Annotated in this window: 21 protein-coding genes; 9 read left to right on the top strand and 12 right to left on the bottom strand. The window is 66.2% G+C overall.

Annotated features, from left to right (window positions below):
* Positions 1–406: 406 nt before the first annotated feature.
* From FND50_RS01375 to FND50_RS01360, 4 genes are all read right to left on the bottom strand, one after another.
* Entirely contained in the window at positions 407–1654 is a 1248-nt protein-coding gene (locus tag FND50_RS01375) for a sodium:proton antiporter (RefSeq protein ID WP_144288950.1), read from the bottom strand.
* Positions 1655–1806: 152 nt separating this feature from the next.
* Entirely contained in the window at positions 1807–2235 is a 429-nt protein-coding gene (locus FND50_RS01370) for a hypothetical protein (RefSeq protein WP_144284498.1), read from the bottom strand.
* A 206-nt stretch (positions 2236–2441) separates the two neighbouring features.
* Complete coding sequence (locus FND50_RS01365) at positions 2442–3104, bottom strand: TetR/AcrR family transcriptional regulator (protein WP_054246608.1); 663 nt, start codon at positions 3102–3104, stop codon at positions 2442–2444.
* 125 nt (positions 3105–3229) lie between these two features.
* The gene (locus tag FND50_RS01360; protein WP_144284497.1) at positions 3230–3817 is read right to left on the bottom strand and encodes a hypothetical protein; all 588 of its coding nucleotides are present in this window, start codon (positions 3815–3817) and stop codon (positions 3230–3232) included.
* Positions 3818–4110: 293 nt separating this feature from the next.
* Between FND50_RS01360 and FND50_RS01355 the strand changes: the two genes are divergently transcribed.
* The 6 genes from FND50_RS01355 (at position 4111) to FND50_RS01330 (ending at position 11339) form a co-directional block, all read left to right on the top strand.
* Entirely contained in the window at positions 4111–5244 is a 1134-nt protein-coding gene (locus FND50_RS01355; RefSeq protein ID WP_144284496.1) for a VOC family protein, read from the top strand.
* A complete protein-coding gene (locus tag FND50_RS01350; RefSeq protein WP_144284495.1) occupies positions 5241–6179 on the top strand; it encodes a fumarylacetoacetate hydrolase family protein in 939 nt (312 codons plus the stop codon). Before FND50_RS01355 ends, FND50_RS01350 begins: the two co-directional genes overlap by 4 nt.
* A complete protein-coding gene (locus FND50_RS01345) occupies positions 6176–8065 on the top strand; it encodes an acyl-CoA synthetase (protein WP_144284494.1) in 1890 nt (629 codons plus the stop codon). Before FND50_RS01350 ends, FND50_RS01345 begins: the two co-directional genes overlap by 4 nt.
* The gene (locus tag FND50_RS01340) at positions 8062–8418 is read left to right on the top strand and encodes a DoxX family protein (protein WP_144284493.1); all 357 of its coding nucleotides are present in this window, start codon (positions 8062–8064) and stop codon (positions 8416–8418) included. The genes FND50_RS01345 and FND50_RS01340 overlap by 4 nt, the downstream gene beginning before the upstream one ends.
* Entirely contained in the window at positions 8415–9956 is a 1542-nt protein-coding gene (locus tag FND50_RS01335) for a bifunctional 3-(3-hydroxy-phenyl)propionate/3-hydroxycinnamic acid hydroxylase (protein ID WP_144284492.1), read from the top strand. The genes FND50_RS01340 and FND50_RS01335 overlap by 4 nt, the downstream gene beginning before the upstream one ends.
* Before the next feature lie 147 nt (positions 9957–10103).
* Positions 10104–11339 (top strand): fatty acid desaturase, encoded by a 1236-nt coding sequence (locus FND50_RS01330; protein ID WP_144284491.1) that lies wholly within the window; start codon positions 10104–10106, stop codon positions 11337–11339.
* Positions 11340–11476: 137 nt separating this feature from the next.
* On the opposite strand, the gene FND50_RS01325 is transcribed toward FND50_RS01330, so the two are convergent.
* From FND50_RS01325 to leuC, 5 genes are all read right to left on the bottom strand, one after another.
* The gene (locus tag FND50_RS01325; RefSeq protein WP_144284490.1) at positions 11477–12622 is read right to left on the bottom strand and encodes an acyl-CoA dehydrogenase family protein; all 1146 of its coding nucleotides are present in this window, start codon (positions 12620–12622) and stop codon (positions 11477–11479) included.
* Positions 12623–12725: 103 nt separating this feature from the next.
* Positions 12726–16223 carry an indolepyruvate ferredoxin oxidoreductase family protein gene (locus FND50_RS01320; protein WP_260851091.1) on the bottom strand — a complete coding sequence of 1166 codons (3498 nt, stop codon included), beginning with the start codon at positions 16221–16223 and terminating at the stop codon, positions 12726–12728.
* A gap of 47 nt (positions 16224–16270) precedes the next feature.
* Complete coding sequence (locus FND50_RS01315) at positions 16271–17047, bottom strand: RraA family protein (protein WP_144284488.1); 777 nt, start codon at positions 17045–17047, stop codon at positions 16271–16273.
* A complete protein-coding gene (gene leuD / locus FND50_RS01310; protein ID WP_144284487.1) occupies positions 17040–17657 on the bottom strand; it encodes a 3-isopropylmalate dehydratase small subunit in 618 nt (205 codons plus the stop codon). Before leuD ends, FND50_RS01315 begins: the two co-directional genes overlap by 8 nt.
* Before the next feature lie 6 nt (positions 17658–17663).
* Positions 17664–19067, bottom strand: coding sequence for a 3-isopropylmalate dehydratase large subunit (gene leuC / locus FND50_RS01305; RefSeq protein ID WP_144288949.1), 1404 nt, complete (start codon positions 19065–19067; stop codon positions 17664–17666).
* 242 nt (positions 19068–19309) lie between these two features.
* On the opposite strand from leuC, the gene FND50_RS01300 reads away from it, so the two are divergent.
* The 3 genes from FND50_RS01300 (at position 19310) to FND50_RS01290 (ending at position 22142) form a co-directional block, all read left to right on the top strand.
* The gene (locus FND50_RS01300) at positions 19310–19783 is read left to right on the top strand and encodes an Lrp/AsnC family transcriptional regulator (RefSeq protein ID WP_011593973.1); all 474 of its coding nucleotides are present in this window, start codon (positions 19310–19312) and stop codon (positions 19781–19783) included.
* A gap of 313 nt (positions 19784–20096) precedes the next feature.
* Complete coding sequence (locus tag FND50_RS01295) at positions 20097–21515, top strand: SLC13 family permease (protein WP_144284486.1); 1419 nt, start codon at positions 20097–20099, stop codon at positions 21513–21515.
* Between the two features lie 144 nt (positions 21516–21659).
* Positions 21660–22142, top strand: a complete 483-nt coding sequence (locus tag FND50_RS01290; protein ID WP_144284485.1) for a carboxymuconolactone decarboxylase family protein — start codon at positions 21660–21662, stop codon at positions 22140–22142.
* A gap of 12 nt (positions 22143–22154) precedes the next feature.
* On the opposite strand, the gene FND50_RS01285 is transcribed toward FND50_RS01290, so the two are convergent.
* The 3 genes from FND50_RS01285 to FND50_RS01275 all read right to left on the bottom strand — a co-directional run bounded on the left by FND50_RS01285 (position 22155) and on the right by FND50_RS01275 (position 25345).
* Entirely contained in the window at positions 22155–23048 is an 894-nt protein-coding gene (locus FND50_RS01285) for a LysR substrate-binding domain-containing protein (RefSeq protein WP_005257699.1), read from the bottom strand.
* A gap of 90 nt (positions 23049–23138) precedes the next feature.
* Positions 23139–24410: a glucarate dehydratase family protein gene (locus FND50_RS01280; RefSeq protein WP_144284484.1), complete on the bottom strand. Its 1272-nt coding sequence runs from the start codon at positions 24408–24410 to the stop codon at positions 23139–23141.
* Complete coding sequence (locus tag FND50_RS01275) at positions 24410–25345, bottom strand: 5-dehydro-4-deoxyglucarate dehydratase (protein WP_005257696.1); 936 nt, start codon at positions 25343–25345, stop codon at positions 24410–24412. The genes FND50_RS01280 and FND50_RS01275 overlap by 1 nt, the downstream gene beginning before the upstream one ends.
* Positions 25346–25356: the final 11 nt, after the last annotated feature.

Below are 25356 nucleotides of genomic sequence, written 5' to 3'. Positions count from 1 at the left end.
AGCCGGGCCACCGCTGTCCCGAATTGCTCCGTCGGTCAGCCGAGGCCGATGCCGCCGCCGAAAGTGACACTCAGCCACTTCAGGAACGCCTCGAACGCGACGTTGAAGTCGATTCCTGCAGAACCCATCTGAATTCACTCCTCTCCTGGTGATGAAAATCCACGGGATCGTCGATCGCCGCTTACTCCATTTATCGCGTTCGCGATCGCGGGACGTTTCACCAAACCCGGATATTCTCACATTCTGAAATTTAACAACCGTCCATCTTGATCTGAACAATGGATCGTTGAATACGCCATTCCACGTGAAGGTTCGTTTTGTTTCTCGTGTTTATTCAAGTGAATTGTGAGCAATCAGAGCAGCCAGGAAGTTGGCACTGATCGAGATGGCCGCGCGGGCGCGGGGATCACCTTCGAGTGTCTGGGGCGGGTCGGTTCTCCGGCCGGGGGTGGGCCCGCGCCCAGGTGGCGTAGCGGGCGGCGAGGGGGGCGGCGGTGAGTCCGTGCGCCAGGACGGAGAGTGCGATCGTGATCACCGCGGTGGTCACGAGTAGTTCTTCGTGGGGTAGCTCGCCCGGTTCTTCGAGGATGAGGATGACGAAGACGATGGTGGCGAGGCCGCGGGGCCCGAACCAGCCGAGAAAGGCCAGGGTCGGGGCGCGTGGGTGGGTGCCGACAAGGGACAGTGCGACGGGGATCATCCGGACGACGGTCAGGCTCACGACGGCGTACCCGAGCACGGCCCAGGAGAGACTACCGAGTGCGGGACCGAGCAGCACGGCGCCGAAGACGATGAAGGTCACGGCGCTGAACAGGTCACCGGTCTCGTCGATCATGTGCCCGGCGTCGTCGTCGACGTCGGCGCGGCGCCGGAGTGCGCCGAAGGTCAGTCCGCCGACGAACGCGGCGATGAATCCGGAACCGCCCAAAGGCACAGCGGCGGTGTAGGCGAGCAGTGCTGCGGTCACCGGCACCGTGTGCGCCCACAGCGGATCGAGGGCGTGGCGCCGACTGGCCGTCACCAGGACCGTGGCGGCGAGTACGCCTGCCACGACCCCGGCGACGACCCCGTATCCGATCTGCTCGGTGACCAGACGGGCGGCCGCACCATCGCCGATCGCGCCCGCTTCAGCTTGCGCGATTGCGAGCACTATCAGGAACAACGGCACACAGATACCGTCATTGAGGCCGCTTTCGACGTTCAAGCCCTGGCGTATCCGCATCGGTAGCACGGGGAGGGTAACCACGGCCTGACCGAGCGCGGCGTCGGTGGGGGCGAGGATCACCGCGAGCAGCAACGCCTCGGGCCAGGCGAGATCGCCGAGCACGATCGCGGCGGCACCGAATCCGGCCGCGATGGTCAGCGGCAGACCGATACCGAGAAGTCGTGCAGGTAAGGAGATCTCGGTGCGGAGTTCGGTCAGGTCGACGTGTGCAGCATCGGAGAACAGCACCAACGCCAGGGTCACCTCGGCGAGCAGTTTGACGATCTCGGCGGTTGCGTGCACGTCGACCACGCCGGCCGCCTCCACGCCGAGCAGGAGCCCGGTGACGGTGAAGACGATCGGGGCGGTGATCGGCGTGCCCGCAACGCGCCGGGAGATCGCCGCGAAGCCGAGCAGGACCACGGCGATCGCGGGCAGCGCCCACGTCATGGCGGCCACGCCTCACACCCGGTCGATATCGCCGTGGCGCGAGGTCGTGTCGTGAGGCCGCAACCCTCGATTCGCATGATGAATCCCCTGTCCCACCGTCGTCCTCTTTGGTTGCGGAAATGCCTGTCGCACTGTTCGTTGTCGCTAGCCGTTTATCTCGCCGTCCGATATGGCCGTGCGGCTCGGTCTCTGTCGGGATGCCAGGTCGAGACGGCCCAGATCACCACGGCGTTGAGGGCGATGATCGTGATCGCCCACATGGGGTAGTAGGGCAACCAGAGGAAGTTGACGACGATCGAGATTGCGCAGATCACCATGGCGCCCCCTCGCGCCCAGGTGGCACCGGTGAACAGGGCAATTCCGGCGGCGGTGACGATCGCGCCGAGAACCAGGTGGGTCCACCCCCATGCGGTGAGGTCGAATTGGTAGGTGTAGTCGATTCCGGTGACGATTACCTCGTCCTTGGAGATCGCGGACAGGCCCTGGAGTAGCTCGAGGACACCGACGGTGACCAGCAGAACCGCCCCACCCATCGCGGATCCTTGCGCCCCACCGCGTTTGACCACAGATTCCTCGGACATGACCGTTTCCCTTCCCGGGCAACGCGTGAAGTGTTCCGGCGAGCTCCATTGTCCTCCGGTCGGGCCGGTCATGGCGGCAATTCGCGGCAGAAGTGGGCCCGCCGAGTTGTCTCCAGGACCAGGAGCACGGGGACGACGCCCACGGGTGATGGTCGGATGCAGACCGCGGAGGGCGCGGTACCGCTGCGGTAGCCACCGGCGGCGGTCTATGTGGCGGTTGCGCCTTGGGGTTGATCGTCGGCGTCGGGTAGGGGGCGTCGGCAGATTTCGTGGGCTTCGTCGGCCGAGAGGCCGAACATGCGCAAGAGGTCCTCGGTGACCTGGTCGGTGTCCTCCGCGTCGTCACGTTCGGGGTGGTCGTGCAGCAGTTGACCCAGACATAGTGCGGCCCCCGCTGTGATTGTCAGGGCCAGTTCGGGATCGCGCACGGTGAACCGGCCCGCACGGGCAGCTGCCTCGATGTCTCGGCGAGCTCTCGGCGCCAGACCTTTGTCCGAGCTGACCAGACTCGGCCCGTCGCGGAGCAGTACTTTGCTCAGTTCGGGATTCCTGCGATGCAGGCGTCCGGTCAGACGGAAGCTCTGCGCAAAGATCTGGGCAGGGTCGTCCAGATCTGCGGTCAGTTCGTCGAGCACCGCGCCGTGACGGTCGAGGGCCTCCTCCACTGCCGCATGGAAGAGCTCCTCCTTGGTCTGAAAGTGGTTGTAGAACGACCCCATTCCGACATCTGCGGCCTGGGTGATCTCGAGAATCGGGGCGGTCAGTTTCCCTGCCGCCATGAAGGACTGGGCTGCGCGTACGAGCGCGGCGCGGGTACGCGCCTTGCGCCGTTCCAGGCGGTTCGGTGCGTCGGCGATCTGCTCGGTCATGCCTGCGTGCCCTTCTCCTGATCCGTCTGACCTTGCCCTACATTACCCGCGCGTCATCAATATTGACGAATTCCTCAAACTCGGCAACTACTCCACTCCGCGAGCAGTCGCCACATCGGTCCAGCCTAATGGCCGAGGATCTTGATCCCGACCACGAGAACGCCCACACCGACCAAACCTGTGACGGTGAACAGCTGTTGCCACCAACGTAATTGGGCCATTCGCACGGCGAGTAGAGCAATTACGCCAAGTTCGACGACGAGGATCCACATTGCGATCCACATCGCTGTGGATGTGCTCAGCAGTCCGAAAGCGGCTGCGACCAATACCAGCAGTGGCAATACCGCGGCCTCCACGATCTGGCCGGAAGCCTGGAGCATCCGCAGCGCTGCCCGTCCGCGCGGAGCGCGGTGGTACGCGCCGAGGTGTGCTACCCAGTCGGCCAGCAGGCTCGCCGCCCAGAGCCCGCCGGTGGCCACCGAGACATCCATGACCCGCGCCCATGGGCTCGTCTCGGGAGCCGTATAGCGGACGAGGACGGCGAGCGTCGCCAAACACGTCATCGCGCCGTACACACGCTCCCGCAGGAGCGCGACGACATGCTCCACGGGAATCTCTTCCCGATTCGTCTCGCCGGCCCCGCCAGTCACTTCAGTCACCACGCCAATCGGTTCGAATCTGCCTTGTCCGAGCAACCCTTGCACCAATCCCATTCCAGCCATTCGTATCCCGTCGACGACGCGTCTGCCCATGGCGGTCGAGGGCCTCCTCCACTACCGCGTGAAAGAGCTCCTCCTCGGCCCGGAAGTGGTGCGCGTCGTGCGCGGTTCCAGGCGCTTCAGTGGCTCGGCGACCTGCTCGATCATGCCTGCGCGCTCATCTCCTGATCCGCCTGACCTCGCCCCACCCTAGCGCCCGTCATCAATATTGACGAATTCCTCAAATACTCTTGACTGACGATATGGTCGTAAGTGACGATATCGTCATAAATCGAAGGGAGTGGTCAATGAGTGTCCACCATGACCCGCATACCGGTCTGCACAGTGAGCAGGGCGCCCTGGCGGGCGAACACCGGGGGCGGGCCGCCGAGCCGATCATCAAGGTGCATGACCTCGCGTGGCTGGAGTTCGAGAAGCCCGACCTCGAGCGGGCGGAGGCGTTCGCCCATGCCTTCGGTTTTACGACGGCGCTCCGCACCGCACACGAACTGCAGTTGCGCGGTACACACCCCGGCTCGCCCTGCGTGCTCATCCGCCGAGGCCCACGGTCGCGGTTCGTCGGTCCAGCCTTCCGGGCAGCCGACTCGACCGACGTGCTGCGATTGGCGGACGCGGTCGGAGGTGCGGTCGTGCCCCTCCCCGAGAGCCTGGGCGGGATCACGGTCGATGTCACAGATCCCAGCGCTTTGGGAGTCCGCGTCGTGTCCGACACGTTCGAGTTGCCGGCGCTGTCCGATCAGGCCCCGCTCCCACTGAATTTCGGACACGACCGCGGGCGGGTGAACGCCCCCCAGCGGCCACCCCGCGCGCCGGCCACCGTGCAACGGCTCGGTCACGTCGTGCTCCAGACGACGACGTACCTCGAAACACTCAACTGGTACCTCGAGCACCTCGGACTGATCGTCAGCGACTTCCTGTACTACCCCGGTCAACGGGCCCGGGGCCCGATCATGAGCTTCATCCGCTGCGACCGGGGCGCCACGCCCACCGACCATCACACGCTCGCGATGGTTCTCGGCCCGGCCAACCGCTATGTGCATTCGGCATATCAGGTCGCCGACCTCGACTGCCTCGCTGCAGGAGGCGAATACCTGCTCGACCGGGGCTACCGCCGGTCCTGGGGCATCGGCCGGCACATCCAGGGCAGCCAAATCTTCGACTACTGGCGCGACCCCGACGGATTCATGGTCGAGCACTTCAGCGACGGCGATCTTTTCGACAGCACACTCGACGCGGGCTGGGCACCGATGACCGCGTCCGGACTGGCCCAGTGGGGGCCGCCCGCCACCAAAGACTTCCTCGGATTGAACCCCGGTCGGGAATCACTCCAGGAATTGCGCGCCATTGTCAATGCGCTGCGCGCCGACAACGAATTCGACCTCCACCGCCTCCGCGGCCTTCTGAAAGTTGCCAGCTCATGACAATCTCCGTCCTCCGCACCGTCGATGCCTGGTGGGTCGTCACACCCACTGGTGCAACACGGGTAGACACCGAGGCCACCACCACTGCCCAACTGCTGGCCGACCGGCCGGCCGTCGAGGCAGCGGCGTCCAGCGAGGGCACCGTGGCCGTCGAGACTCTCTCGTTGCTCTCCCCGGTCACCGCCCCCTGCCGGGTGGTCGCACAGATGACGAACTTCGCCTCGCACGTCGAGGACGCCGGGATGAACCCCGACACCATTCCGTTGACCTTCTTTCGGAAGTCCTCCGGGTCGATCAGCGGCCCCAACGACGACGTGATCCGTCCTGCCCATGTCCGCCTGCTGGACTACGAGGTGGAGATCGGGCTCGTCCTCGCCCGCGACATCCCGGTCGGGACGGCGATCACCGCAGACACTCTCGCCGATTACGTTGCCGGACTGGTTGTCACCAATGACATCTCCGCGCGCGACATCCAGCTTCCCAAAACGCAGTTCTACGAGGCCAAGTCATACCCGACGTTCACCCCGGTCGGCCCCGCGCTGGTACTGCTGGACGGCGACGAACTGAAGCGGTTCACCGACCTGCGCCTGCGGCTCTGGGTCAACGGCGAGCCGCGCCAGAACATGACCGTTGCCGACATGATCTACCAGCCGACCGAGACTTTGCAGGCGCTGACCCGGTTTCAACGCCTCGATGCCGGGGACTTGCTGCTGACCGGAACACCGGTCGGGACGGCACTGAGCGCCCCACCGAAGCCGATCGCACTCCTCTCCTCCCTGCTGCCGCCCGCAGTCAAATGGAAGCTCTTCTTCGCGGGCCAGGCCAAGAATTCGAACTATCTGCAGGACGGCGACCTCATCGAAGCCACCGTCTTCACAGACGACGGGACCATCGACTTGGGGCGCCAGCGCACGGTGGTGAGGTACGCCCGATGACCACCGACCTGCTGTGGCCGCATTACGCGGCGCCCACGGATCTCGCGACGATCGAGTCCGTGCCGCTGCGCGATCGGGGGCTTCCGGAGTCCACCTATGCGTTGCTCACCCGCGCGGCCCGCAAGTGGCCGGATCGCCTCGGGCTCACCGTCCTCCCCGACGGCGCGCGGTGGCGGGAGCCGGTGCAGCGCAGTTTCTCCGAACTACTCGACGATGTTCATCGTTACGCGAACTTGCTCCATCGTCTGGGCGTGCGGCGTCACGACGCCGTCGCCCTGCTGGCGCCCAACTGCGCCGAGTTGATCCCCGCTACTCTCGCCGCACAGCTTGCCGGCATCGCAGCTCCCATCAACGCCGCGCAGTCGCAGCAGCACATCGCCGAATTGTTGCGCCGCTCAGGTGCCCGGGTACTCGTCGCGGCCGGACCGGAACTTGCGCCCGAGACATGGGAGGCCGCGCACAGGATTGCCGTGAGCGGGAAGGTGGACGCCGTGCTGGTCTTGCGGCCCACCGGCGCAGCCGGCGCGCCTGCGGACCTGCCCGAGGTCGACGGAGTGCGGATCGGCTACCTCAGTGCGCTGGCGGCCGATATCGATTCCTCCGACTTCGTCGGTGATCCCCCCCGTGGGTTCGACGTGGCCGCACTGTTTCACACCGGTGGTACCACCGGTGTTCCGAAGCTGGCCGCCCACACCCACGACAACGAGGTCGCCGATGCCTGGATGCTGGCCGCGAACTCGTCCTGGGACTCGGACTCCGTCGTTTTCGCCGCCCTGCCGCTGTTCCATGTCAACGCCTTGATGGTCACGCTGCTGGCGCCGCTGTTCAAGGGCCAGGGTGTGGTGTGGGCCGGCCCGCTCGGCTATCGCGACCCGGACTTGTCCAGCGAATTCTGGAAGATCGTCGAGCACTACCGCATCGCGTCGATGAGCGCGGTGCCCACCGTATACGCGGCCCTCGCGCAGCGCCCGGTCGATGCCGACATCAGTAGTCTGCGATTCGCCATGGTGGGAGCATCGCCTCTACCGACCGCGCTCATCGAAAAGTTCCAGGACCACACGAGTGTGCCCCTCCTCGAAGGCTACGGACTGACGGAGGCAACCTGCGCGACTGCACGCAGCTTCACCGACGCGCCACGTCCTGGCTCGGTCGGGGTACGGATGCCCTATCAGCAGGTCAAAGTGGTACGCGTCCGCGAAGACGGCACCTGGGAAGACCTGCCCACCGGAGCGACCGGAGTGCTGGCGATCAGCGGTCCGACGGTGTTCGCCGGCTATGTCGCCGCCCACGACGAACACGGACCCGTTCTCGACGGCATGGGCAAACTGGTCGACGGCTGGCTCGACACCGGCGACCTGGCGCGCGTCGACAGCGACGGCTTCATCTACCTGGTCGGACGCGCGAAGGACGTCATCATCCGGGGCGGGCACAACATCGATCCAGCGGTCATCGAAGACGCCCTTCTGGCCCATCCGCAGGTCACCGCGGCCAGCGCGGTGGGGCGGCCCGATGCCCATGCCGGCGAAGTGCCCGTTGCCTACGTCACCGTTGTCGCCGACGCCGGTATCACCGCTCACGAGCTACAAGCCTGGGCGGGCGAGCGCGTCCCCGAACGGGCCGCGGCACCCAAGGCGGTCACCATCCTCCCCGCGTTGCCCGTCACGGCGGTAGGCAAGCTCTACAAGCTCGCACTGCGCGCCGACGCGACACGGCGCGAACTCGAGCATGCCCTCGCCGCCGTCGCAGGCATCGACAGCATCCATGCGTCCGTCGAGGACGGTTCGATCCTCGCCACGGTCGAGATCGATGGATCTGTCGGCGAACCGACGGTCAAGGCGATCCTGGACCGATACGCGATCAATTGGAAGGTCACGGTGCGCACATGACCACCGCATCACTGGTTCTGGCACTCTGCCTCGCAGTCTTCTACCTCCTGCTCGGCGTCGGCAAGATAGCGGCGACCTCGCCGATGCGGGAACGAGCAGCCCACGTCGGTATGCCCGTCGGCACGTATCGGGGTATCGGTGCGCTCGAGGTCGCCGGTGCCGTCGGTCTCCTGATCGGCGGACTCGTGCCGGCGCTCGGCGCCGCAGCCGGCATCGGGCTGCTGCTCCTGATGGTGGGTGCCGTCGTGACGCACGTACGGAACGGTGACGGACTGCGTGAGATGGCGCCCGCCATCGTCGTCGGCGTAGCGATCGTGGCCTACCTCGTAGTCCTGTTCGGATCGATCCGATGAGCGAGCGGGTCGTCCCAGTCGTCATCGTCGGTGCCGGGCCCACCGGACTGACCGCCGCCACGCTGCTGGCCCAGTACGGTGTCGAGTGCCTGATACTCGAGCGCTGGGAGGGCGTCTATGCGCAGCCGCGGGCGGTCCACCTCGACGGTGAGATCCACCGGATCGTGGCGCACCTCGGGATCGCCGAAGAGTTCGCGGCGATCTCCCGGCCGTGCCTCGGGTTGCGGCTTCTCGACCGGAACATGCGCGTTCTCACCGAGTTTCACCGAGACCCCGGCCTGGGCGTACACGGCTACCCCGAGGCCAACATGTTCGACCAGCCGCAGTTCGAGGAGATCCTGTGCGCCAACCTGAAACGGCACCCGAAGGCCTCCCTGCGCGGCAACGTAGCGGTCACCGGGCTGACCGACGACACGCCCGGCACCATTCGCGTCGACTTCACCGACCGAAGCACCGGTATGCAGGAATCGGTGCAGGCCAGATATGTCCTCGGCTGCGACGGCGCCAACAGTCTGGTCAGGGACCAGATTCAGGCAACGATGCGGGACCTGAAGTTCGAACAACGCTGGCTGGTTGTCGACGTCGCGACCACCGCCGACCTCGGCGAGTGGGAGGGCGCCCACCAGGTGTGCGACCCCGTGCGCGCGGCAACATACATGCGGATCGGAAACACTCGCTACCGCTGGGAGTTCCGGCTCCAGCCCGGCGAGACCGCCGACGACTATCGCGACATCGCCCGACTGCAACCCCTCATCTCGCCGTGGACGCGGAAAACACCGGTCGCCGACCTGACGCTCGTCCGCGTGGCCGAGTACACCTTCCGAGCCCAGATCGCGGACCGATGGCGCGACCGGCGCGTGTTCCTACTCGGCGACGCCGCCCATCTCACACCGCCGTTCATCGGACAGGGGATGGGGGCTGGGATCCGCGACGCGATGAACCTCGCCTGGAAACTTGCCGGCGTCCTCACCGGGGATCTGCCCGAAAGCGCACTCGACACCTACGAGATCGAACGCAAGCCCCACGCGCTCGCACTGATCCGGCGCGCCAAGCTCGTCGGAATGGCCATGACCGAAGGAGGCGAACTCGGCAACCTCATCCGTCGCATCGTCGTACCACTGCTGCATCGTATGCCGGGCCTGAGCGACAAGATCATGGACGGCGAGACGCCGGCCCTCCACCGCTCCACTCTGATAGAACGACCTCGACTACGCAGAAGCCGAGCGGGCCGCCTGATCCCGAATCCGGACCTCGACCGGGGTCGCCGATTCGCCGAGGTCGTCGCAGGCCGGTTCGCGGTTGTCACCTCCCTCTCCCCGACCCCGACACAACGCACCGACATCGAACAACGCGGCGGCACAGTCCTGGTGGCTCGACCCGGCACCGATCTGCACCACTGGCTACACCGCGCCCGCGCCCGCGCCGCCGTCATCCGGCCCGACGGCACCGTCCTGAGTAGCGGCAACGACCTGTGTGCCGTCTGCACCAACCTCCCCCGCTTCCACACCGACCGCGTGCCGACGTTCCTCACCCAGTGACCCACCCCCGCGGGCGCGAGCACGCGATATTCGCTCGTCCCGTGCACCAGTCGACATCGAAAATCACTGCGTACCAGTCGAAGTGATTCGCATCATAAATTACTCGCCCGTAACCTACGGGATCGTAACTTACGGTACCGTAGGTGCATGGCGATATCGGACATCAAGGAGTACGCGCACCTGACGGACGCCGACGTCGAGGCCATCGGCCGCGACCTGGATGCGATCCGACGGGACATCGAGGAATCCCGCGGGGCACGCGACGCCCGGTACCTCCGCAACACCATCCGGCTGCAACGCGGACTGGAACTCGGCGGCCGGGCGGTGCTCTTCGGCTCCCGCAAGCGTTCGCTGTGGGTGCTGGGCACCGGGATGCTCTCGTTGTCGAAGATCATCGAGAACATGGAGCTCGGGCACAACGTGATGCACGGGCAGTGGGACTGGATGAACGACCCCGAAGTGCACTCCGCGAACTGGGAATGGGACAACGCCGATCCGTCGGCGCACTGGAAGATCACCCACAACTACGCGCACCACAAATACACCAACGTCCTCGGCATGGACGACGACGTGGGATTCGGCCTGCTCCGCGTCACCCGTGACCAGCGCTGGAAGCCGTTCTACCTCGGCAACCTCGCCTACAATGCGATCCTCGCGGCGCTGTTCCAGTACGGCCTCGCCATCCAACTGCTCGAGCTCGGCAAAGTGACCCGGGGGCGGGACGACCGTGAACTCACCAGGAAGCGCGGCAAGGAAGTGCTCGCCAAGCTCGGCAGGCAGACCCTCAAGGACTATCTCGTGTACCCGGCGCTGACCGGCAAGGCATGGAAGTCCACGGCCAAGGCGAACGCGACCGCCAACCTCGTCCGCAACCTGTGGACCAACGCCGTGATCTTCTGCGGTCACTTCCCGGACGGCGCCGAGAAATTCACCAAGACGGACGTCGACAACGAGACGCACGCCCAGTGGTACCTGCGGCAGATGCTCGGCTCCGCGAACATCTCGGGCGGCCCCGTCATGGACTTCATGACCGGCAACTTGAGCTATCAGATCGAGCACCACGTCTTCCCGGACCTGCCGTCCAACCGCTACCACGAGATCTCGATCCGCGTGAAGCAGCTGTGCGAGAAGTACGACCTGCCGTACACGACCGGCCCGCTCGCAGTGCAGTACTGGAAGTCGTGGCGCACCATCGCGAAGCTCTCGCTTCCCGACAAGTACCTCACGGACACCCGCGACGCAGCGCCCGAAACTGCGTCCGAAGCCGGGTTCGGCGGCCCCCCCGCCACCGATCCGCTCACCGGCCGCCGTATCGGCCTGGCGACGACGATCGAGAAGAAGCGCAAACGCGGTGTCGTCCGCCGAATCCTCGGAATGCGCTGACCATCAACGTCGCTGCGGGCTGACAGCCACAGCACTTCCACCATATTGCGCCCGGGCGATGCCGACCGTAACCGCCCGGTGAACATCGCCGAACGCAGTCACTCTGGCGCCGTCCAGGTGTCGGCGGCGGCGTGAATTCAGAGGGCACGCGCGATAATGCTCTTCATCACTTCATTGGCGCCTGCGTAGATCTTCTGGACGCGGGCATCCTCGTACATCCGGGCGATCAGGTACTCGCGCATATAACCGTAGCCGCCGTGCAGTTGGACGCATCGGTCGATGACGGAGCACTGCTGTTCGGTGAGCCAGTACTTGACCATCGCTGCCTCGGCCGGGTCCAGCTGCCCGGCCAGATGTTCGCTGATGCAGTGATCGAGGAACACCTCGCAGGTGCGGGCGATCGTCTGGCATTCGGCGAGTTCGAAGGCGGTGTTCTGGAACTCGAACAGGCTGTGTCCGAATGCCTGCCGTGATTTGGTGTAGTCGACGGTGTCCTCGACCGCGCGTCGCATGGCCCCCGCCGCCTGCGCGCCGATGATCAGCCGTTCTTGCACCAGCTGCGCAATCAGCTGTCCGAATCCCTGTCCCTCTCGTCCGAGCAGGTTCGTCACTGGGACGCGGACGTTGGTGAAGGACAGCTCGGAGGTGTCGGCGCCGTGCTGGCCGACCTTGTCGAGGACTCGCCCGACTTCGAAGCCGGGGCAGTCGCGTAGGTCGACGATCAGCAGCGCCACCCCTTTGGCGCCGGCCTTCGGGTCGGTCTTGACCGCGAGCACGATCATGTCCGCCGAGGAACCGTTCGTGATGAAGGTTTTGGAGCCGTTGACAATATAGTGGTCGCCGTCGCGGACTGCTGTGGTCTTGATTGCCTTCAGGTCCGATCCAGCGCCGGGTTCGGTCATGCCGATGGCGCCGAGGATGTCCCCGGTCGCCATGCCGGGCAGCCACGTCGTCTTTTGTTCGTCGGTGCCGTATTCGAGGATGTAGTGCGCCACGATGCCGGAGTGGACGGAGATGCCGAAGGACAGGTCACCGGCGTAGCCCTGGGCGTCGAAGACGGCGAGGTCGTGCGCGAAGGTTCCGCCTCCGCCGCCGTACTCCTCGGGGATCGAGCAGCACAGCAGTCCGAGTTTTCCGGCTTCGCGCCATACCGAGCGGTCGATGCGGTGCTGAGTGTCCCAGATTTCGTTGTGGGCGAGTACTTCTCGTTCGAAGAATCCGGCGGCGAGGTCGGACAGTGCTGTGACCTCCTCGTCGTGCCATGACGGGACGTTCTTCTTCATGGATGTTCCTTTTCGATCGTTCATGGTGTGGTGCTGCGAGGCGGCATCATCGCCTGCGTGGGTGTGCGCCTCGCCGTCGGCGGTGTTCGCCGGTTTGTGGGCGCTATACGGCTTGCTTCTCGGCTCGGGCGGTCGCCGGGTACGCCTGAAGGAGCTTGTCCAGTTTTTGGTGGTACGACGCCACATTGGCGACCTTGATCTGTTCGTACCCGCGGACGAGGTCGGGCAGTTCGGCGATCTGCACCGCCGCGGTGAGGCTGTGCGGGTTGAGCAGGTGCAGGAGTTGCTCGATGGTTTCGCGGTATTCGGTAATCAGCTCGCGTTCCATCTTCCGGATGTGGTGGTAGCCGAAGAGGTCGAGTTTGGTGCCGCGGATCTTGCGCATCCGGTGCAGGGTCCGGAATCCGGGGTTGATCCAGGACCCCAGGGACAGCTTGTTCTTCATCCCCATCGCGCGCAGCATCGGGGGGTGCAGCCGCACGGACCGTGTCGCACCCTGGCCGAAGGTGTCCTTGATCGCGGCGTCGAAGGCAGGATCGAGGGCGAGGCGTGCGACTTCGTACTCGTCCTTGTAGGCCATGAGCTTGAACAGGTTCTTCGCGACAGCCTCGGTCAGTGCGGTGGTCCCGCCGACCGACGCGGCTTCGCGCTGGCGTACCGATTCCACGAACTGGGCGTAGTCGCGGGCGTAGTCGGTGTCCTGGTAGTCGATGAGTTCGGCGGTGCGCAGTCCGACGATGCGGGCGAGTTCGGAATCGGCTGCGGCCTGGACCGTGCCGGCGAGGGCGACCGCGTGGGGGGACGGACCTGCAGGTTCGAACACTGCCCGCCGGTTGCCGTCGATGGCGGCGGTGAGGGCTTCGGGGTCGGCGATGGCCTGGCGGCCGCGGCGGAATGCCTGCAGGTTCGCCTCGATCGAGACACCGTTGAGGGTGATTGCCTGCTCGACCGCGGCCGCGGTGATCGGGAGAACACCGGTCTGGAAGGCGGCTCCGATCAGGAGCATGTTGGTGTACTGCTCGTCGTCGAACAGCTCGCGCGCGAGCAGCGCGGGGTCGAGGTAGATGGCGCGGGAGGTGGCGCCGTCGATGGCGGTGCGGATCGTGCTGAGCTCCGGGAAGTGCACTGCGGTGTCGACGATCATCTGACCGGTGGGGATTTCGGTGGTGGAGACGACGGCGACGGTGTCGGAGTTGTTGGCGACCTTCAGGTTGTTGGGGTCGGTGGCGACGAGGGAGTCGCAGCCGAGGTAGAGGCCGCAGCGGCCCTGGCCGATCTTCGAGGCGCCCTCGCGGGGTTCGGGGCTGATCTTCAGGTCGGACACCACGGCGCCGCCCTTTTGCGCGAGGCCGGTCTGGTCGAGGCTGCGGACGAACTTGCCGTCGATCACGGCGGCGGTGGCCAGGATCTGTGCGACGGTGATGACGCCGGTGCCGCCGACGCCCATGATCCGCATCCCGAACTGGTCGTCGATCGTCGGCACGTCGGGGTCGGTGATCAGGTCGGCGGCGATGGCCGGGACGGGTGTGCGTTGTTCCTTCGGGCCGGGGGTGATGGTGACGAAGGAGGGGCAGTCCCCTTTGAGACAGGAGTAGTCGAGGTTGCAGGAGGATTGGTGGATGGTGGTTTTGCGGCCGAATTCGGTGTCGGTGGGGTGCACCGACAGGCAGTTGGACTTCTCCCCGCAGTCGCCGCAGCCTTCGCAGATGCGTTCATTGATCATCACCCGGGTGGTCGGGGTGGGCAGTGTGCCGCGCTTGCGCTTGCGCCGCTTCTCGGCGGCACATTCCTGGTCGTGCACCAGGACGGTGACCCCGGGGATCGTCGCAAGTTCCGTCTGCACGTCGACGAGGTCGTCCCGGTCCCGGATCTCGACGCCCTTGGGCAGTTTCAGTGATTTGATGCGGGTGCGGTCTTCGGTGGTGACCACCACCTTCTTGACACCTTCGGCGAGGAGCAGCCGGGTGATCTGGTCCAGCGGCATGGCGCCGACCGGGTCCTGGCCGCCGGTCATGGCGACGGTGGCGTTGTAGAGCAGTTTGTAGGTGACGTTCTCCCCGGAGGCGACGGCGGCGCGCAGCGCCAGACTGCCCGAGTGCATGAACGTGCCGTCCCCGATGTTCTGGATGAGGTGGTTTTCCTCGAGGAACGGGGCCATGCCGATCCATTGGGCGCCTTCGCCGCCCATCTGGGTCAACCCGATGACGTCGCCGACCTGCTTGTCGTCCATCATCATCACCATGGCGTGGCAGCCGATTCCGCCGCCGATCAGCGTGTCCGGTGCCACCTTGGTCGAGGAGTTGTGCGGGCATCCCGAGCAGAAGTAGGGGGTGCGGCTGAGCAGCGGCAGCGCGATTTTCGAGGTCCTGGGGCGCTGTTTCCACTGCTGGACCGGTTCGATGCCGTACTCGTCGCCCAGTCGGCGGCTGAGGGCTTTGGCGATCAGGTCGGCGTCGAGCTCTCCGAAGATGTTGACCAGGGATTTGCCGTTCGGGTCGGTCTTGCCGATCACCGTGGGGGCGTTGACACGCCGGTAGAGGATGTCGCGGACCGCGGTCTCGATAAAGGCACGTTTTTCCTCGAGGACGATGATCTCGCCGAGCCCCGTGGCGAACCGGTGCACGATTTCGGGGTCGACGGGGTAGATCATGCCGAGCTTGAGGATGCGGATCCCGTACCGGCGCAGGTCTGCCGGTCCGAGGCCGAACAGTGAGAGTGCCTCGCGCAGATCGAGATACGTCTTGCCGGAGGTGACGATGCCGATCCGGTCGTCAGGCCCGGATTGCACGATCTCGTTCAGTTTGTTGATGCGCGCGTAGTCGAGCGCGCGGGGCAGCCGGTCCATCATCTGGCTGCGTTCGAGGGTGAGCAGGTTGGGGCCGACGAGGTTGGCGTTCGGGGTGTACGTGCTCGGTCCGAGGTCACCGAAGCTCGGGTCGATCCGGTCGGGGTGCACGACGGCCGAGCTCGCGCCGTCGGCGACGGCGGTGACGATTTTCAATCCCGACCACAGGCCGGTGAACCGGGACAGGAACGGTGCATGCAGCCCGTAGTCGAGCACCTCCTGGGAATCGGCCGGGTAGAGGGTGGGGATGAGCAGATCAGCCATGGCCACCTCGGACGCGCACGCCAGGCTCGAGGACTTCCCGCCCGGGTCGTCGCCGACGAGGGCGACGGCACCGCCGCGCGGGTCGGTTCCGACGAGGTTGGCGTGCCGAATCGCGTCGGAGGCGCGGTCGAGTCCGGGGGACTTGCCGTACCAGTACCCGGTGACCCCGTCCGAGCGCAAATGCCCGATCTGCGGTGCCATTTGGGTGCCGAGCACGGCGGTGGCGGCCAGTTCTTCGTTGACGCCGGGACGGTGCACGAGGTCGTACTCGTCGAGGATCTTGCATCTTCGGGCGATTTCGAGGTCGTACCCGGCCAGCGGTGATCCTTCGTAGCCGGAGACGAAAGATGAGGTGCGGTGGCCGCGCCGCCGGTCGAGGATGGCCCTGTCCCGCAGCACGCGTACCAACCCCTGGATGCCGGTCAGGTAGACCGATCCGTCTTCGAGGACGTACCGGTCGTCGAGGGAGAACGTGGACGGGCGGGTCTGCATGGTGGAGGACAAGGCTGTGTTCCTTCGTGTGATGTCGACGTCGGCGGTCAGGCGGGGGCTGTGCCCGGGGTCAGCCCGGCGACGAGTTCTTCCAGAGTCGCGGCCGCGTCGATGCGGTCGATGAAGGCGACTTCGGTGCGGTGAGCGTTTTCGCAATGCTCGACGACCCGTGGGACGTCGAAGAACGGGATCACGCAGACCCCGTCGATGTCGGCGACGACGTAGTCGCCGGGGTTGACCAGATGCCCGCACAACGAGACCGGGCCGTTCATCTGCACGGTCTCGTAGCGGTATCGGGCGGCGGCGGGGTGCCTGGTGGCACTCCACACCGGCAGACCACTTGCGAGGATGGAGCCGGTGTCGCGGATCGCGCCGTCGACGACGCATCCCCCGATCTGTGCTTTCACCGCCCACCGGGCCGACAGGGCACCCATCACCGCGCCCGACCGCGATCCCGAACAGTCCATGACGGCGACGTCCCCGGGGCGCCCGAGGCCGTAGAGGTCGCGGTCGCCGAAGGTGGTGCCGCGGCCGCTTTCGCGGTTTCCGGTCACGTCCCCTCCGAGGGGCACATACCGCAACGTCACCGCGGGGCCGCACATTCGCGCCTGTTCCGAAACCGGTTTCAGCTCGGTCGCAGTGATCGCGGTGCCGATGCCCAGCTCGTCGAGGGCGTCGGCGACGGCGGAGGCCGTGTCCGGTATCGCCAGCAACCGGGACACATAGTCTTCGACGTAGCGCGGGATCTCGGTGGTCAGGATCTTCGACGGCGGAACGGTGCCGGTCATGCGCGCTCGGCTGTCTGTGAGGTCGGTGTCAGCCACGAATAGCTCCTTCCATCACGACACGCCGCGACGTCGGCAGGGTGCGCCGGCGGGCCGCCTCGTAGGTGTCGATGTCCTCGGCGTCGCGCAGGGTCAGGCTGATGTCGTCGTAGCCGCCCAGCAGTCGCCAGCGGGCATTGTCGTCCAGGTCGAACGGGTAGGTGGCACCGTTCGCACGGACCTCCCGTCGGACCAGATCGACGGTAATGGGGATCTCGGGCCTGCGGTCGATCGTGTCCCAGAGTTCGTCGATCACCGACTGCGCGAGCGTGACCGTCAGCAGACCGTTCTTCAGGGAGTTGCCGCGGAAGATATCCCCGAACCGCGGAGCGAGGACGGCCTTGAAGCCGAAGTTCTGCAACGCCCAGACCGCCATTTCCCGGGACGATCCGACACCGAAGTTCTTCCCGGCCACCAGGATCGACACATCCCGGTAGTCGGGTCGATTGAGCACGAACTTCGGGTCGAGGCGCCAATCGTGGAGTAAGGCGTCCTCATAGCCCTCCTTGGTCACCCCGGTGCAGAAGCGTGCCGGGATGATCTGATCGGTGTCGACATCGGAAATGCGCAGCGGTGCAGCGATTCCGGTGTGTTCGGTGAATCGTTCCATGAGTGGTCAGCCCTCCAGATCTGCGGGCGCCGTGAGGCGTCCGGTGATGGCGGTCGCGGCGGCCACTGCGGGTGAGACCAGGTGCGTCATCACACCCCGGCCCTGCCGGCCCTCGAAGTTACGGTTGTTGGTCGACGCCGCCCGCTGGCCCGGCCGCAGTCGGTCGTCGTTGAGCGCAACGCACATCGAGCACCCGGAGTACCGCAGCGCGGCACCGGCAGCGGCTAAGATCTCATCGAGGCCTTCCTCGACGGCCTGGGCGCGGACGGCCTCCGACCCGGGAACGACGAGGACGTCGACACCGGGTGCGATGCGCCGACCCTCCCACACCGCGGCCACCTCCCGCAGGTCCTCGATCCGGCCGTTGGTGCACGACCCGATGAACACCGCATCGACCTCGATGTCGCGCAGCGGCGTCCCCGGAGTCAGCTGCATGTAGGCCAGTGCGCGTTCGGCGGCGGCGCGATCCACCACGTCGACGAATGAGCCCGGGTCGGGGACCTTGGCGTCGAGCGGGACGGACTGGGCGGGAGTCGTCCCCCAGGACACCCGAGGGGCGATGGTGGCGGCGTCGAGGTGCACCTCCTTGTCGAAGACGGCGTCGTCGTCGGAATGGAAGGTGCGCCAGTACGCGGCCTCCTTCGAGAATGCGGCCCCGGACGGCACGTGCGGGCGGCCGCGCAGGTACTCGATGGTGACGTCGTCGGGGGCGATGAGACCGGCCCGGGCTCCGGCTTCGATGGACATGTTGCACACCGTCATCCGGCCTTCCATCGACAACGCACGAATGGCCTCACCCTGGTACTCGATGACGTGGCCCTGCCCGCCGCTGGTGCCGATCTGTTCGATCACCGCGAGGATGAGGTCCTTCGCCGTTGCTCCGGGCGGCAGCTGACCGTCGACGACCACGCGCATGTTCAGCATCGGCGCCATCGGCAGTGTCTGGGTGGCGAGAACGTGCTCGACCTGGCTGGTGCCGATACCGAAGGCGAGAACTCCGAAAGCGCCGTGGGTGCTGGTGTGCGAGTCACAGCAGACCAGCGTCATCCCGGGCTGGGTCAGTCCGAGTTCGGGACCGATGACGTGCACGATCCCGCGCGCGGAATCACCGAGCGAGTACAACTCGATACCGAAATCCCGGCAGTTGCGCCGAATGTGGTCGAGCTGCTCGACCGCGCCGGGGTCGGTGATCGTGCGCAGAACATCGTCGGTCGGAGTGTTGTGATCCTCGGTGCCCAGGGTCAAGTCGGGGCGGCGGACGGTGCGGCCGGCGGCGCGCAGACCGGCGAACGCGGCGGGGGTGTTCACCTCGTGCAGCAGGTGCATGTCGATGTAGACCAAGTCCGGTTCGCCCTCGGCGGAGCGCACCACATGGCTCCTCCAGATTTTGTCCGCAAGCGTGTAGCCCATGATCAGCACCCGTTCCTTCCTAGCCGGCATTCGCCATCGACCCACTGTGGTGAGGCGGAGTGTGCAGAGCGGCCGTCCGTGGACCGGACCGCCGTGCTCGATGTGACCCACAACATACGCAGACCTGTACCGTGAGATAAACACACGTGCAAAAAATGCTGCCAAGTGCTCAACTACGGATGACCTCGGAACAACCGGATGCGCATGTGGACTACTTTCCCGCCCTTACGACTGGAGTACCAATGGACGGCTTCGACAAACTCGACCTCGACATCCTTCGACTCATCGTCGAAGAACCCCGGGCCGGCGTGCGCGAGTACTCCCGCAGACTCAACATCGCCCGCAACACCGCGCAGGCCCGGATCACCAAACTCGAAAAAGCAGGCGTGATCGTCACCTGGCGCCCTCAAATCAATCTCGCCCCGCTGGGCTACGCCGTCATGGCGTTCGTGCACGTCCACATCGCCCAAAGCCAAGTCAACGAAACCCTGGAACGGCTGACCGCGATCCCCGAACTCATCGAGGCCAACACCGTCTCCGGCGAAGGAGACCTCCTCTGCCGCTTCGTCGCCCGAGACAACTCCCACTTCGAGGACGTCCTCCAGTCCGTCATGAAGACCGAAGGTGTGCTGCGCACCCGCTCCGAGATCGTCCTGAGTCGGCGCATCTGGCCCCGGACCATTCCGATCGTGGAGAAACTGCGGGCAGAAAATTGATCTGCCGGATGGCGGGGTAGCCGAGCTTCTGGCTCACTGCCCGCGACACAGCTGAACCATCCGCCACCCGAGGGCCGGGATACTGGGCTATTGGCTCAATAGCCCCGACCGCGGCTGGTTCACGTTGAGCACCTGGATGCTTTCTCGGCGGGGGAGTTGATTCTGTGACCGCCATCACCCTTGAATAGCGGGGCACGGCAACGCCACATGCCGTCCCCGGCGGATCAGGCGTCGCCGCTATCGGCTCACTGCCACCGGTTTACACCGGCAGGCGGCTCGGATCTCCGGGCATCCACCGAAAGGGTTACCTCCGATGCTCTACTTCATCTCGATCGCGGCGTTGATCGCCCTGTTCGCGATCGGCACCATGACACCCATCAACATGGGCGTCTTGGCATTCGCCGCCGCCTTCGTGATCGGCGGCTGGCTGTCCGGACTGTCCATGGACGAGATCTTCGGGTTCTTCCCCGGCAGTATCTTCACCATCATCGTCGGGATCACCCTGCTGTTCGGAATCGCCCGGGTCAACGGCACCGTCGACCTCCTCGTGGGCGGCGCACTGAAGCTTGTCCGAGGCAAACGCTGGGCCATCGTCTGGCTGATGTTCTTCCTCGGCGCCGGCCTGATGACCATGGGCTCGGTACTGGCAGTAGGGATGCTCGCCCCCATCGCCATGCCGATCGCCAAGCGCTACAAGATCGACCCCCTGCTGATGGGCATGATGATCAGCCACGGCGTACTCGGTGCGGCCTTCTCCCCCATCACCGTCTACGGCGCATTCACCAACGGCTGGCTCCAGTCCGCCGGCCTACCCACCAACCCCTTCGCGCTGTACGTCATCCCCCTCGGCCTCAGCTTCCTGCTCGCCCTCGGCCTCTTCCTCGTCCGCGGCCGTGACCTGCTCCGTGCCGATGACCAGACGATCGACATCGACGACCTCACCTCGAGCGACAACCCCACCGTCGCAGGCAGTCCCGCACCGCAACCACGCGGAAGCGACCTCGTCCCAGCCGGAACGACCGCCGGACAGCACGCCACCTCAGCCCGACACGGTGCCGGCCCCATGGTGCTGACTGCTGGATCGCCGCAGCCCGCCCGCGAACCCGATCGGCTCGCCGAGATCGAATCCGCCGGATTCACCCCGCTGCGTGTCCTCACCCTGCTCGGCATGGTCGCCCTACTCATAGGATCCGCCGTTTTCCAGATCGACGTCGGTGTCTGCTCGATGGTCATCGCGGCCATCCTCCTCGTCATCGCACCGAACAAGCACAAGCCCGCCGTCAACAACGTCACCTGGTCCGCGGTACTCCTCGTCTGCGGAATGCTCACCTACATGAGCGTGCTCAAGGCCAACGGCACCCTCGACTTCCTCGGCGACGCGGCCGCCTCCCTCGGCTCCCCGCTCCTCACGGCCCTGATCCTCTGCTACGCCGTCGCCGCCGTCTCCGCCGTCGGCTCCTCCATCGGAACCCTCGGCATCGTCCTCCCCCTCGCAGCACCGCTGCTCATGATGGGCGAGGTCGGCCTCATCGGATTCGTCGCCGCCGTCTCCTTCTCCGCAGTCATCGTCGACGTCAGCCCCCTGTCGAGCAACGGAGTCATGGTCCTCGCCAACGCCCAGGTCCCCGACCGCGACAAATTCCAGCGATCCCTCTTCAAATACACCGGCTATGTCGTCCTCGTCGCCCCCGTCCTCGCCTGGCTCCTCGTCGTCCTTCCCACCTCCGTATGACCCCAGACCATCAATTCAGCAGCGATATCGAAGCGCCGGTCACCCCGTGTGGCCGGCGCTCCATCGTGAGGGAAGCACTGGGTACTGACATAGAACACGTGTCAGATCTATCCCCCGCGACACCTCCCGCTGTAGCATTCGGGGATGAGTCGAGTAGGTAGCTACAGTGACGATGACGTGGCCGGTTGGCTGTCGATCTCACCCGAGCTGGGTGGTGCGCTCGGGGCTTTCACGGACGCCGTGTACAACCGGAACCGGTTACCGTTACGGGTCCGGGAGATCGCGCGAATGGCCGTCGCGGAGGCGAACGAGTGTGCCGTGTGCCTCGGCACCCGCGACAGGAGTGGCGCCGATGCGGGGATCGACGAGCACTTCTACGATCACGTTCTCGAGTGGGAGTCGTGGCCGGGGTACAGCGCCGAGGAGCGGACGGCGGCGGAGTTCGCCCACCGGTTCGCCACCGATCACACCGCGCTCCGCGACGACGAGGACTTCTGGGCGCGGTGTCACGAGCATTTCCCCGACGAGATCCTGACCGACCTGGCGCTGTCGTGTGCGTTGTGGCTGGGGACGGGCCGGGTGCTGCGGGTGCTCGACATCGGTCAGACGTGCAAGCTCACACTCTGAGCGCTCCGATTCTCATTCCCACTCCCGTTGCGGGAGGACGTCCTCCATGAACCTGCGCAGCGCGGGGTTCCGGTTGTCCGAACGCCAGGCGGCGTTCATCTGGACGGGCCGGTCGCGGACGGCGGAGACGGGGCGGAACACGACCCCTTCCGGGTGCATCGTCTGCGCGGATTCGGGGACGAGGGCCATGCCCAGCCCGGACCGGACGAGCACCAGCATGGTGTGCACCTGTGTGACGTACTGGACGTAGCGCGGGGAGGCACCGACGATCGTGAACGTGCTGATGAGCAGTTCGTGGAAGTACCGGGCATCGACGGGCGAATACATGACGACGGGCTGATCGTCGAAATCCTCCACCGCCAGCTGCTCGGCGTCGGCGAGGGGATGACCGGCGGGCAGCGCGGCGACGAGCCGCTCGTGATGGATGGGGCGGGTGTCGATACCGGGGCGGGTGAGGATGGGGCGGATCAGCCCGAGGTCCAGTTCACCGCTGATCAGGGATTCGATCTGTACGGAGGTGACCATCTCCCGCAGAACGACTTTCACGTCGGGGAGTCGGTCGCGGGCCGCCTCGAGCAATCTCGGCAGCACCGCGTGCGCGGACGCGCCGGTGAACCCGACGACGACGGTGCCGAGGTCGCCGGCCGGCACGCGCCGCACCGTCAGGGCGGCACTCTCCGACAGACTCAGGATGCGCCGGGCGTCGGGCAGGAACGCCGTACCGGCGGCGGTGAGGGTGACGGATCGGCTGGTGCGGTCGATCAACTGCACGCCGAGTTCGCTTTCGAGCTGCTGGATCTGACGGCTCAGCGGCGGCTGCGTCATGTGCAGGCGCTCCGCGGCGCGACCGAAATGCAGTTCCTCCGCGACCGCGATGAAACACGACAGCCGCGCGAGGGAGAACATTCGATCCACTCCTTTGCCTCGGGGTGGACTCAATGTATCCCACCCGGAAGGCGCCGACCGAGACCGCGGTCGGCGCCTTCCGTGGGACAGCTACCAGCGAGGGCAGGTGTTCTCGAACGTCGGGTCCACCGACTTCATGTACCCGGTGTCGTCGCGGTCGCGCACCCCGCAGTCCAGGTACTGCTGGTGCAGGGCGGCGAGGGTGTCCTCGTCGATCTCGACACCGAGCCCCGGCGTCGTCGGCACCGGGACCGCGCCGTCGACGAACTTCAGCACACCGGGCTTGACGACGTCCTCGGTCTTCCACGGCCAGTGCGTGTCACACGCGTACGTGAGGTTCGGTGTGGCGCCGGCGAGATGCACCATCGCGGCCAAGCTGATGCCCAGGTGCGAGTTGGAGTGCATCGACAGGCCCCGGCCGAAGTTGTCGCAGATACCGGCGAGCAGCCGCGACCGCTGCAGGCCACCCCAGTAGTGGTGATCCGACAGCACGACCTGGACGGAATCCTTCAGCACGGCAGGCTCGAGCTGATCGAACGCGACGACACACATGTTCGTGGCCAGCGGCATCTTCGCCTCACGTGCGACCTCGGCCATGCCGTCGAGGCCCGGCGTCGGGTCCTCGAGGTATTCGACGATGCCGTCGAGTTCCGACGCAACCCTGATCGAGGTGTCGACGGTCCACGCGGCGTTGGGGTCGAGACGCAGCGGCAGGTCGGCGAACGCGGCGCGCAGCGCCTTGATGCCGGCGATCTCCTCGTCCGGTGAGAACACGCCGCCCTTGACCTTGATGGCCTCGAAGCCGTACTCGCCGATCATCTTCTGCGCCTGACGGACCAGACCGTCGGGGTCGATCGCCTCGCCCCATTCGTCGGATTCGGCGCCGGGGTGCCCGGCCCACTTGTAGAACAGGTAGGCGCTGAACGGGACGGCGTCGCGCACCTTGCCGCCGAGCAGATCGGAGACCGGCCGGCCGAGCGCCTTGCCCTGCACGTCGAGGCACGCCACCTCGAACGGGGAGAACACGCGGTCGGTGGTGCTGGCCGTGGTGATCATGCCCGCGACGCCGTCACCGCCCGTGACGGTCAGGGTCGCGATCTTCTCGTCGATCGCCGCGCGGATCGCGTTGAGCGCGAACACGTCCAGACCGACGATCGCTTCGGCGGCCGCCTCGAGCCGGATGAGGTGGGCGGTGTCGGCGTACGTTTCACCGAGGCCGACGAGCCCGCCGTCCGTGTCGAGCTGAATGATCGCACGCAGCGCATAGGGCTGGTGCACTCCGACGGTGTTGAGGAGCGGCGGGTCGACGAACGCGACGGGCGTGATCCGTGCGCCGGTGATCCGAATGGGTGCGGCAGTCATCAGACCGCCGCCTGCACGGCGAGTGCGTCGGCGAGAACGGCGCGCCCGGCTGCGGTGATCTGCGCGAGTTCCCGCAGGTGGGCCTCGCTCGTCGGGACGAGCGGCGGCCGCACCGACCCGGCGTCGATACCTTCCATCGCGACCCCCGACTTGATCAGCGACACCGCGTATCCGGGCACCTGATCGCGCAGGCGCACCAGTGGGTGGAAGAAGTCGCGGAGCAGCGCGTCGGTGAGTTCCTCGTTGCCGGATTCGAGCGCCTCGTAGAACCCGAGGGCGAGTTCGGGCGCGAACGCGAACGTCGCGGACGAGTACAGCGTGACGCCGATCGCGCGGTACGCCTGCTGGGTGACTTCGGCGGTGGGCATGCCGTTGAAGAACAGGAACGGCTTGCCGGACGGGGCGAGTGCGTCCTTCACCGCACGCACGATGCGGCCCACCTTGTCGAGATCACCGGTGCCGTCCTTGAACCCGATCACGGTCGGGAACTGCGCCACCTCCACGGCGGCCGCCTCGTCGAACCGGGCGTTGCCGCGGTTGTAGACGACGAGCGGGAGGTCGGTGGTGTCGGCGACCGCGCGGGTGTACTCCACCAGACCGGCCTGCGGCATCGTCACCAGGTACGGCGGGAGCAGCAGGATGCCGTCGGCGCCGTTGGCCTTCGCGCTGGCGGCGAACTCCTTGGCCTGCTGCACTGAGCCGCCGGCCCCGGCGAACACGGGGACGCGTCCGGCGACGACCTCGGTCGCCTTGGCGACGATTTTGCCGAACTCCTCCAGCCCGAGGGCGTGGAATTCTCCGGTGCCGCAGGCGATGAAGACGCCTCCGGGGCCCGCGTCGACACCCTTGGCGACGTGCTCGGCGAGCCGGTCGTAGTCGACGTCGCCGGATGCGGTGAACGGGGTGACGGGGAAGAACAGGACGCCGTCGAGCATGGGGAACTCCT

The organism is Rhodococcus sp. WB9, assembly GCF_007558985.1.
Taxonomy (GTDB): domain Bacteria; phylum Actinomycetota; class Actinomycetes; order Mycobacteriales; family Mycobacteriaceae; genus Rhodococcus_F; species Rhodococcus_F opacus.
Note: the sequence above shows the minus strand (reverse complement) of the source record. Positions and strands in the feature narration are given on the sequence as shown.